We start from the raw sequence: 10,117 nt of genomic DNA on the forward strand, positions 1-10,117 counted from the left end.
TAATAAATGTATTAATTAAAATACGATCAAATTTATTTTGACCGGATATCTTGTTGCTTCAACTAAAACGTTAACGATTAGCGGCGATGACGCTCATCAAAATTTCTTAGCCACCAATAACGATCAGCAATGCCCTCATGCCCTACCACCCTGGCACCGGCTAACCAAATCAAAGCACCAATAAAAAGACTAATCAGTGATATTTCTGCTAAATATTCGGGTAGATCTAACTGAAAAACATGATTGCAAATATTATAGGCGATACTGATCACCATAATTGCCATCCCTGTAACCATCAGGCAATTACCTAATAAAAAAGACTGTTTTCTTTTCATATCATACCCTCCAGAATACTTATCTCTATGTACAATATTAAATAATAAAAATAGCGGCTCTTTTACTATATTATAGTAATAATTTTCTGACAAAGATTGAGGAAGTGATCACACTAGGTAAGATTTTATTCACAAATCTATACATAAAACTATTTTTATTGAAAAAATAGTTACCGTCATGCTACTAACCTGATTAATCGATTTTACTGTCATCAAATTTAACTTTTTGTACTGCGTTGTCAGAAAAGGTAAGCTATGTACCTTAATAAAATTGGCTAAATAGTGAAAGAATATGGTGAGTAACATAAAATTGATCGTCGGTCTGGCTAACCCAGGTGCTGAATATGCGCTAACCCGGCATAATGCAGGTGCCTGGTACGTCGAATTATTAGCCAAACATTATAATCAATTACTCAAAGAAGAGAGTAAATTCTTTGGTTATACCGCCAGGATCAACTTGGCAGGTAATGATGTTCGCTTACTGATACCGACAACCTATATGAATCTCAGTGGAAAATCAGTGTTAGCATTGGCCAATTTTTATCGTATCAAGCCAGCTGAAATCCTTGTTGCCCATGATGAATTAGATTTAATGCCAGGAACAGCCAAAATAAAGTTGGGCGGCAGCAATGGCGGACACAATGGTCTTAAAGATATTCAAAATAAGCTGGGCAACGACCCTAATTTTTACCGTTTACGTATTGGTATTGGTCATCCTGGTGATAAAAATAAAGTTGTTGGATTTGTATTAAGCAAACCGACCCTAGCGGAACAAAAATTAATCAATGACACCATAGATGAAGCAATAGGCTGCACACCGATCCTGCTTAATGAAGGCGTTAATAAAGCAGTAAACCGCTTACACGCGTTTAAGGCAGCAAATTAATAGTATGCCATCATCGCTTCGGCAAGATCATTTTTAGGTGTATAATCAGCGGCAAATTCATTCACATTTATCAATTAGCGATACGCGGTTGAACAGATAAAAATTAAGGTAACATATTTATGGGATTTAAATGCGGTATCGTTGGTCTGCCCAATGTAGGAAAATCAACACTTTTTAATGCACTGACTAAAGCCGGCATCGAGGCTGCAAACTTTCCTTTTTGTACGATTGAGCCTAATACGGGTGTGGTACCGATGCCCGATCCTCGTCTCGATCAATTAGCGCAAATTGTCAAACCACAGCGAGTATTACCGACCACAATGGAATTTGTCGATATCGCTGGATTAGTAAAAGGGGCATCTAAAGGTGAAGGTTTAGGCAATCAATTTTTAACCAACATCCGTGAAACCGAAGCCATCGGCCATGTCGTTCGCTGTTTCGACGATGACAACATCGTTCACGTTGCCGGCCAGGTCGATCCACTCGCGGACATTGACACCATCAATACTGAATTGGCATTAGCTGACTTAGACACCTGTGAACGCGCCATTCATCGTATTCAGAAAAAAGCGAAAGGGGGTGATAAGGAGGCAAAATTTGAATTAGACATTTTGACAAAATGTTTACCCCATCTTGAAAAGGCAGAAATGCTACGGACTTTAGCCTTAAGTAAAGAAGAAAAAGCGGCCATTCGTTATCTCAGCTTTTTAACCCTGAAACCCACCATGTATATTGCCAATGTTAGTGAGGATGGTTTTAAAAACAATCCCCACCTAGATGCAGTCAGTGCCTTTGCTGAAAAAGAGGGGTCGGTTGTGGTGCCAGTCTGCGCCGCTGTTGAAGCCGATATCGCCGAACTGGATGAAGATGAACGCGACGAATTTATGACCGAACTGGGTATTGAAGAGCCAGGACTAAATCGCGTGATCCGCGCCGGTTATCAGTTACTCAATTTACAGACTTACTTCACAGCCGGCGTTAAAGAAGTTCGCGCCTGGACCATTCCAGTTGGTGTCACCGCGCCGCAGGCGGCGGGCAAAATTCACACCGACTTTGAAAAAGGCTTTATCCGCGCCCAAACAATCTCATTTGCCGATTTTATTCACTATAACGGCGAGCAAGGCGCCAAAGAAACCGGCAAAATGCGCGCTGAAGGTAAAGATTATATTGTGCAAGATGGCGATGTAATGAACTTTTTGTTTAATGTTTGACAGGTTTGCTATTTTCACTCTTTCCAACACTTTTTGCATTAGATAGAAACCATAAAAATCCACGCTGTTGCGTGGTTTTTTGTTTTATATCAATAGAAAATCCAACTTATCGCTTAATAATTTAAATTAATTAAAATAGATTTAATTTTTTAAAAACCTCAAGCTAAATAGTTGGAGGATCCAATTGAGTAAATACGATAAAGTTGATTTAGCCTATGATTTTTTGATTCAGCGTGAAAAAAATAATGAGTCTTTTACAATAAATGAACTATCAGCCGCGACAGGATGGAAAAAACAAACTTGCGGAACATATCCTTCAAAAAGATGGCATCAATATATACAAAAGGATGGTAAACATTATTCCATAGCTGGCATATGTTATTTAACTAAAGATTAATTCAGGATGATTCACAGCCAAAAACTTCAATATTCAAATATTACTATTCCATCAGCAAAAAGTATTTTACTTCACAAAGCAAAAGAGTTTGCTCTCCTTGCTGTATCTACTTATAACAACCCATATGCTACTTTCAAAACCTATGGTTATATCGTTAACATCATTATAGCTTATACAGCTTTATTTCATGCGATTTTTGAAAAACACGGGCAAAATTATTACCACACCGATCAAAATGGAAAGGCAATAAAAATTGATGGAGAAAAGAAAGCCTGGGAGCTTAGCGAATGTTCTAATGTCTACTGGCAAGGTATAGAATCGCCTGAAAAATATAATCTCAAATTTTTAATTGGTCTACGTAATAAAATTGAGCATCGAAGTCTGCCAGCTGTTGATTTAGCCGTTGCTGGAGAGTGTCAATCAGCGCTCAGTAACTTTGAGACATTGTTGATTAAAGAGTTTGGTGATGAACAAGCTCTGTATACCAATTTAGCTATCGCCATGCAACTAACTCGAACATCAGAGCAAGCTCAAAATGAGTCTTTAAAGCAACTGCAAACAAAAAACTATAAAGTTGTTAGGCAATATATGGAAACATATCGAGCAAATTTAGATGATTCAATTCTTGAAAGCCAAAAATATCGCCTTCGTGTTTTTTAGTACCAAAATTAGGAAATCATGCTAAATCTTCTGACTTAGCAATCGAATTCGTGAATATCAATAAATTAAATATAGAAGAACGTCGAAATTATGAACAAGGAATAACATTTATTAAAGAGTTAGAAAATCCCTATAAATTAAAACCAACGAAAGTAATCGAACTTGTTAGAAAAAAAATTATATTTTTTAACAGATATTGGCATACCAAATGCTGGCAATATTTTAAAACCAGACCATCAAATATTGACATCTATTTTAAAAATTCATACGTCGCTTATAGTGAAGGATTTGATGGCTATCTTTACTCTAAAAAATGGGTTGATTTTCTTATTTCTGAACTCAAAAAACCCGATGTTTTAGCGGCAGTTAAAAAACATTCTTAGAAAAATTAATAATCAATTTGCATACATAATTTAAAATCATTTAATTGTTCTTATCACCCGCCAAAACAATTACCCTCCAGATTAACAGAGTGTTAGCTAATTTAACGCTCTCTTACTTGTACATAAGTTATAAAGCATTGTGATAAACCAATTCTAGATTTTTTGAGTCAGGTAACTTTTTCAGATTTACTTTAAAAATTTGTTAAGGTTCTTTTATGTACTTTTATAGTATCATTTAATATATCATCGACAAGTCAATCAAGGACGAGCTATTATCATGATCACCATTGATTACGGGTTAATAAACATGAGCTTCTCCCAACGTGTCGTCACCTTACGCAAACAACGTGGATTGACCCAACAAGGACTGTCGGATGCCACATGTATTCATGTCCAACAGATAAAACGCTACGAGTCGGGTAGTTCTTTACCTACGGCTGATGCCCTCAAAAAGCTGGCTGTCGTTTTACATGTCACCTCAGATTTTCTATTGTTTGAGCCAGAAGAATGTGAGCCTAAGGACGATATGAAACTGCGCTTTGAAGCGCTGGCCGCCATGTCAGCAACTGACCAAGCGGTCGTAAAAGCAGTGATTGATGCCATTATGGTAAAAAGCCAAGTCACGCAGGCTGTAACGGAAGTTAGTAAAAACACCAGACATGGCGTTAAAAAGGACAAATAACAAATCAACGCAGTGATAACAGGTTGCAGCCTGTCATCACTGCTAACCACGCAACTAACGGAGATAGTCACGATGGCTAAATGCAATTGTAAAGTAAAACCACTGACGGTGACAGAGGCAACTGTAAAATCAAGAAGATATACAGTTGGTTATTTACCAAATAGACGAAAACCCAACCCCAGCCCACAAATGATCATTAGTGGCAAGTGGCTAAGCGAACTGGGGTTTCATATCGGCAGTCACTTCACCATTAACCGCCAAGCCGGTGAGTTGGTCATTCGGCTAGTTAAAAACCATTGAGGGTTAAAGGATAAACCCAGCGCTTGGCTGGGCTCTTCTAACTATTGTCGTTGTCTTATGCCATTTTGGCGAGTGTCTTCAACAATAACCTAGCATTCTATTTCATTCTGCACGAATAGTTTCCACTATTGCTTCTAAGGCTGATAGTTACATTTTATCTACCATGCAGAATTTTAGGCTTTTTCATCTGCACAAAAATGACATGATACAAACAACCTTATTTTATTTATTGCCCCCCTCAAAGCCTGGTACAGAAATGAGTACAATTAGTTCCTCTAGCGACAGGCAGGGTGCCGAAGGTGTAACCTTTTTCCCATAGCGCCTCACAGATTTTCTGCCATACCACGCGATAAACACGATCCATTGGATGGGCTTTATCTGAGGTAGACACTTTGGTTTTATTACCCATAATAATATCGTAATTACAACTATCGATAAATTGGTTACTGGTGCCAGCGGCTTGTACCCCTGCTAATAAATGTAACTTTTCATACAAATTAGTCATCGATTCGGGTTTCAGTAACGACGCCATATCAACATACATATCGCCATTACGTTCAGTTATCTCTCTTAGCGTGTGGTTAAATAACATTGCTCCACTTTCAAAGTTATTAATCTGTTGCCTGACGTTATCAAAAATACGCTTAGCTTTATCCTTATTGGCAGACGTTTGATATTTCTGCCTGGCAGAATTAACCATCTCCTGATAACGCGCAGCCGATAGTGGCAGTCCCATATTTATATAGATAAAGTGTGCATTACTTGCACCTACGATACTAGCCAGCTCTTTTCTACGTTTATCAGCAACTTTAATGGCTACTTCGCTCATCCGGCTGGCAGGCAAACCAGCCGTGTAAAGGTCGTTAGCGCCAAACCAAACAATAAAAAGAAAATTTTCATCTGTTATCCCTAATGATGAAAAATCTTTCCGAAACGCATTGACCTCATTTTTCATGGTAGTGAGTGAGCATTTGTGAGCAATACCGTACGGTATCCCGCCTGTAGCACCACCGACAGCGTAATTAGCATAGCGAAACCATAGGTCAGAACTCTGTCCCCAGCCGGAATCTTGCGAAAATGATTGATGTTTGCTAGTTAATTTTTTGAGATGCTAGCACTCGCCATCATCAGCGATTCTCCGCCAGTTGCCGCCTCAAACATATGATCTGTCCAGTTACGGCAATCACTATAACGGCCAGTCGGATTAACTGTCATGGCACCGAATGCACTCGCCAGCTTGCCAATAATGGAACTGGCCATCAGACCTGTGTCAGATAAACTGTCACCGAAGACAATAACATTACGAAATCGTGTGGACTGCATTCCTTTTTCCTCACTTGCATTTTAGCGTCATTAAATGGTTTCGTAGATTAAATATGGGTCATAAAGGGTAATAACGACCGAACTATAACTGTTTTACTAATTTGTTTGTCGTTTCTTACCGTTAGTTTTATACATCCAACGGACAAAAATTGAGTGACTTTATTGAATAAATAGAACTATTACGAAAAACGCGTTAACCCATTGTCAAACTTTTATACTTTAATTAACTAACCCTTGTTTTAGCTATACATGGATCAACAGGCAGGCAATATGAAGCGGTAGTTTGTAACGCTAGCTACAATATAACAGTTGGCCAAGCGGTTACTAAAACGATAATTAAAACCAAGCTGATGGAGAGTTAAGTCAAGCAAACTTTAGGGAAAATCAGGCAAAAAGCGGGAGATAGGGATAAAAAAGCGATGCAGTGATGACAGTCGGCTACCTGCCATCACTGCTAACCAAGCAACTCATCTGAGTAGTCACAATGGCCAAAAGCGATTATAAAGTAAAATTTTAGACGGCGAAAGAACCGACTGTAAAATCAAGACGTTGTGCAATCGGTTTTTGACCTAAGCGATGAAAGCCTCACTCCAACTCGCAGGCGGTTATCAGTGGTAACCACTTGAATAACTTTGTATTTTAATTTGCCACCATTTCAGCTTCAGCGACAAAATCGGGCAACGCATTTCAGGTGTTAAGATAGAAAAATCATTCATCAATTATCTGTACACCTTTACGAATAAAATCCATCGGAATATATCTATCAAGTCCTACATGTTTGCAATATTCAATAAGCTGTAAGATACTATGGACATCGGCTTTTTTATAAATTAGCTTTAAATGCCCTTCTACAGTTTGATGTGAAATCCCTAACCGTTTAGCTATTTCTTTCGCTGTTAGACGCTGTTGTGCCCAAAAGATCACTTCTAATTCCCGTTTACTAAAAATATCATTTTGTGCATCAAATTCAATTTTCTGTATGCTTAATCGGTTCATATAATGCAATAACGCGGCATTATCAAGCTCAATGCCGTAACAAACAACACCAACTATATTATTGTTATCGTCATAGAGTGGTGTTTTTTCACAATAATTTGCAATTATATTTGCTGATGAGCTTGAATTATATTTATGAATTTCTATTGCAGCGATTTTTTTATTTTTTTCAATTACTTTTCGATCATGTGCTATAAATTCTGGCCAAAGTTCTTGGCAACGTTCAATCGGTATATCTTTATCAGACTTGCCTTCAAAATCTATTTTATTAAAACCATAATAATCAATTCCCTTTTTATTCATAAATATATAGTCTGAGTTTATATCTTTAACACACCAATTGCCTAAGCTTTTTTCCATAAAAGATAGAATGTTTTTATCGGAAAAAATATTCATATCAAATCTCCTATTATCTTAATTTCCATACAAAATCATATAGTTAAATATATTTAAGTATAGTAATATATTAATTCCATCTTATTTAAAGGAATTAAATATGACTGAGAATGATTATGCTTCTAATAGAGTTCCGATGCAATCTAGGATTGGGATAATTAAAGTCACTTTAGTTAGAATCGGATATTTAACATCGCTAGGTCAATTTATGCTTGGAGCAACATTAGGTCATTCTATGACATTCATGGATGCTATATTAGCGACTTTTTTTGGCAGTTTGATTTTAGAATTTGTTAGTTTAGGATTGGGATTAGCCGGAATGAAAGAAGGTTTATCAACTTCTATTTTGGCGAAATGGTGTGGATTTGGAAAAATTGGTTCGGCAATAATAGGATTAGCGATTGCTACTAGCTTATTAGGTTGGTTTGGTATACAAAATTCTGTTTTGGCAGAAGGAATACAATATATATTTGATTATAAAATAAACTTCACATTAACCTCGGCTTTATCCGGTTTGGGTCTTACTTTTCTAGTTGCTTATGGTTTTCGAGCTTTAAGCTTTACCGCTTTAATTTCCGTTCCGTTATTTTTTATCGTAATTGGTTATATTTTTTCTATTCTTACAAAAGATTTTAATATTATTGATGTTTTTAATAAAATACCAAACGGAAATCGATTAACTATTAGCGAGGGAGCAACAATAGTTGCAGGCGGTTGCATCGCAGGCACTTTAACGACACCAGATATTAGTCGTTATTGTAGAAATACGAAAGATGTCATTTTGATGAGCACAATATCAATAATTGTAGGACCATTTATTGTCAGTGGAATAGCAATATTAATTGCCCATGCGTTAAATACGGCTGATGTAGTAAAAATAATGACAACCAGTGCCGGCGTAATAGGTCTATTAACGGTTATATTATCTGCTATTAAAGTTAATGATGTTAATCTCTATTCTTCATCTTTAGGCATAGCTAATACCATTGAAATTTTTACCGGTAAAAAATTTAAATATTTTCAGTTAACATTAATTGTCGGCTGTATCGGTACCATTTTGTCGATGCTGGGTATTTTAACTCACTTTACTAATTTTCTTTCTTTACTAGGCACTATTTTTCCCCCCATTGCTGCTGTGATGCTAGTTGACTATTATATTTTGCAAACCAGCCGGAAAGTATTAGATGCAAGCAGAGAAAATGGCGTGTTGCCGAATGAATTATCTACGCCATTAATTGGCTGGTCAGCCATTATTGCATGCATTCTAGGCGCTATTATTGGCATAGAAGTTAAGGTGGGGATACCATCATTAAACTCTATTTTAATGGCCAGCCTAGTTTATTTTTTGTTAATGAAAACTAAGATTTTTATTTTTGAAAATAAAAACTAGCTATTAAAACCTGTCTCTTGATTAAGTGATATAAACAAGAGGCAGAGCAAATAACGGTTTATCCATATTATTCAACTAGCCTAAGCAGTCGAGCATTTTTCAGCACTGAGATCAGCAAAAATAGTAGCCCATTTCAATGAATCCGCTAAATCAACACCGCCGTTTAATTCTTCCCATACCCCTATTGCATCAAATGGCGTGCCATCCTGAACTAGCGCGGTGGCTTTATCTCTATTCTCTGCGCTAATTTTGCCATATTTCTGGTAAATCGCTTCTTTCTCAGCCCCAATTCTCTCTGCCTCTTCAAGCTCTTTTTTCATGTCAATAACATTTTTAGCGCTTAAAAAGTTATTCTGCACCGCGATAACACCGGCATCCGCGCCACTATAAGCGCCTTCCGCTGTACCCGAGGCCAAGGCGCCGGCCGCCGCTCCTACTTTATCGCTATCGGCTATCTCTGCACTTAAAGCCGCCATGGCACCATGACTGAGCAGTTTGCCCGGATTGCCAAGTACCTGACCATTTTTAGCGATTAAATGCGCCCCTTCGGCATGTAATTGACGACTGGTCTGGCTGACTAACGCGGCGGCCAGTTTATCTTTAAAACTGCCGCCATTCAGTGCTGTGTCTACTCCTGACGTAATCAGTGATTGCGCCGCCACCCGTTGAACAGTATGTTGCCATTCACCATCACTGAATCTTGGAAAGGTTGGGTTATAGGGTTGGGCGCTGTGCGCAACGCTATCACCGTTACTGAATACTGTCGTATCTAAACCCGCTAGTGACCCTTCGATATACTTAGGCTTAAGTTATTATTATTCTGCGAAACAAAATTTTTATTTTTTAACATTTGGTATTATATGGTGTCAACGATCACCGAAAACTGATCCACTTTTTATCTAAATCCGATCAATCAAAATTGATCCACTGTTTTACTCAGTTATTGCTCCTGAGCGCCGCTTATCTTTCAATCGGTAGCTTTCACCGCTTAATTGCAGTACATGCGAATGATGAAGTAAACGATCAAGCATAGCGGCAGTTAATGTTGCGTCATCAGCAAAAGCACTTGGCCATTGCCCAAATGATAGGTTACTCGTCAATATGACACTGCCATGCTCATAACGCTTGGCAATCACATTGAAAAACAGGTTTGCTTCT

The 10,117-nt window shown here is 37.7% G+C and carries 14 protein-coding genes; 8 read left to right on the plus strand and 6 right to left on the minus strand.

The annotated features are described in order from the left end of the window. Window positions 1–77: 77 nt before the first annotated feature. On the minus strand, window positions 78–335 hold the full coding sequence (gene ychH / locus G468_RS0101565) for a stress-induced protein YchH (protein WP_026821601.1): 258 nt from the start codon (window positions 333–335) through the stop codon (window positions 78–80). A 295-nt stretch (window positions 336–630) separates the two neighbouring features. On the opposite strand from ychH, the gene pth reads away from it, so the two are divergent. The 7 genes from pth (at window position 631) to G468_RS0101590 (ending at window position 4,854) form a co-directional block, all read left to right on the plus strand. After that, window positions 631–1,221: an aminoacyl-tRNA hydrolase gene (gene pth, locus G468_RS0101570; RefSeq protein ID WP_026821602.1), complete on the plus strand. Its 591-nt coding sequence runs from the start codon at window positions 631–633 to the stop codon at window positions 1,219–1,221. 119 nt (window positions 1,222–1,340) lie between these two features. Further along, entirely contained in the window at window positions 1,341–2,432 is a 1,092-nt protein-coding gene (ychF, locus tag G468_RS0101575; protein ID WP_026821603.1) for a redox-regulated ATPase YchF, read from the plus strand. 184 nt (window positions 2,433–2,616) lie between these two features. Further along, complete coding sequence (locus G468_RS24575; protein ID WP_246067384.1) at window positions 2,617–2,829, plus strand: hypothetical protein; 213 nt, start codon at window positions 2,617–2,619, stop codon at window positions 2,827–2,829. A gap of 6 nt (window positions 2,830–2,835) precedes the next feature. Further along, window positions 2,836–3,489 (plus strand): DUF3644 domain-containing protein, encoded by a 654-nt coding sequence (locus G468_RS24580; protein WP_246067383.1) that lies wholly within the window; start codon window positions 2,836–2,838, stop codon window positions 3,487–3,489. Window positions 3,490–3,539: 50 nt separating this feature from the next. Next, window positions 3,540–3,872 carry a hypothetical protein gene (locus G468_RS24585; RefSeq protein WP_246067382.1) on the plus strand — a complete coding sequence of 111 codons (333 nt, stop codon included), beginning with the start codon at window positions 3,540–3,542 and terminating at the stop codon, window positions 3,870–3,872. A 307-nt stretch (window positions 3,873–4,179) separates the two neighbouring features. Next, on the plus strand, window positions 4,180–4,554 hold the full coding sequence (locus G468_RS19420) for a helix-turn-helix domain-containing protein (protein ID WP_034249176.1): 375 nt from the start codon (window positions 4,180–4,182) through the stop codon (window positions 4,552–4,554). Between the two features lie 12 nt (window positions 4,555–4,566). Continuing rightward, window positions 4,567–4,854 carry a SymE family type I addiction module toxin gene (locus G468_RS0101590; protein WP_478209557.1) on the plus strand — a complete coding sequence of 96 codons (288 nt, stop codon included), beginning with the start codon at window positions 4,567–4,569 and terminating at the stop codon, window positions 4,852–4,854. A 238-nt stretch (window positions 4,855–5,092) separates the two neighbouring features. On the opposite strand, the gene G468_RS0101595 is transcribed toward G468_RS0101590, so the two are convergent. From G468_RS0101595 to G468_RS0101605, 3 genes are all read right to left on the minus strand, one after another. After that, window positions 5,093–5,809 carry an SGNH/GDSL hydrolase family protein gene (locus G468_RS0101595; protein WP_026821605.1) on the minus strand — a complete coding sequence of 239 codons (717 nt, stop codon included), beginning with the start codon at window positions 5,807–5,809 and terminating at the stop codon, window positions 5,093–5,095. A 140-nt stretch (window positions 5,810–5,949) separates the two neighbouring features. Then, window positions 5,950–6,177 carry a hypothetical protein gene (locus G468_RS0101600; RefSeq protein ID WP_026821606.1) on the minus strand — a complete coding sequence of 76 codons (228 nt, stop codon included), beginning with the start codon at window positions 6,175–6,177 and terminating at the stop codon, window positions 5,950–5,952. A 708-nt stretch (window positions 6,178–6,885) separates the two neighbouring features. Further along, complete coding sequence (locus tag G468_RS0101605) at window positions 6,886–7,569, minus strand: PAS and helix-turn-helix domain-containing protein (protein ID WP_026821607.1); 684 nt, start codon at window positions 7,567–7,569, stop codon at window positions 6,886–6,888. A 100-nt stretch (window positions 7,570–7,669) separates the two neighbouring features. Here G468_RS0101605 and G468_RS19425 point away from each other — a divergent pair, with 100 nt between their 5' ends. After that, on the plus strand, window positions 7,670–8,959 hold the full coding sequence (locus tag G468_RS19425; protein WP_034249167.1) for a cytosine permease: 1,290 nt from the start codon (window positions 7,670–7,672) through the stop codon (window positions 8,957–8,959). 80 nt (window positions 8,960–9,039) lie between these two features. Here G468_RS19425 and G468_RS0101615 read toward each other — a convergent pair whose 3' ends face one another. Further along, complete coding sequence (locus tag G468_RS0101615) at window positions 9,040–9,753, minus strand: DUF637 domain-containing protein (protein WP_081700599.1); 714 nt, start codon at window positions 9,751–9,753, stop codon at window positions 9,040–9,042. 138 nt (window positions 9,754–9,891) lie between these two features. Then, on the minus strand, window positions 9,892–10,117 hold a 226-nt coding region (locus tag G468_RS24125; RefSeq protein ID WP_034249177.1), incomplete at its 5' end, for an ATP-binding protein.

The organism is Arsenophonus nasoniae DSM 15247 (assembly GCF_000429565.1).
GTDB lineage: Bacteria > Pseudomonadota > Gammaproteobacteria > Enterobacterales > Enterobacteriaceae > Arsenophonus > Arsenophonus nasoniae.

Bases quoted from the DNA above. Each gene is read 5' to 3' on its own strand.
- G468_RS0101600 (WP_026821606.1), bottom strand. From the start codon at position 6,177: ATGCAGTCCACACGATTTCGTAATGTTATTGTCTTCGGTGACAGTTTA.
- G468_RS19425 (WP_034249167.1), top strand. From the start codon at position 7,670: ATGACTGAGAATGATTATGCTTCTAATAGAGTTCCGATGCAATCTAGG.
- G468_RS24580 (WP_246067383.1), top strand. From the start codon at position 2,836: ATGATTCACAGCCAAAAACTTCAATATTCAAATATTACTATTCCATCA.
- G468_RS0101595 (WP_026821605.1), bottom strand. From the start codon at position 5,809: ATGAAAAATGAGGTCAATGCGTTTCGGAAAGATTTTTCATCATTAGGG.
- ychF (WP_026821603.1), top strand. From the start codon at position 1,341: ATGGGATTTAAATGCGGTATCGTTGGTCTGCCCAATGTAGGAAAATCA.
- G468_RS19420 (WP_034249176.1), top strand. From the start codon at position 4,180: ATGAGCTTCTCCCAACGTGTCGTCACCTTACGCAAACAACGTGGATTG.
- ychH (WP_026821601.1), bottom strand. From the start codon at position 335: ATGAAAAGAAAACAGTCTTTTTTATTAGGTAATTGCCTGATGGTTACA.
- G468_RS0101605 (WP_026821607.1), bottom strand. From the start codon at position 7,569: ATGAATATTTTTTCCGATAAAAACATTCTATCTTTTATGGAAAAAAGC.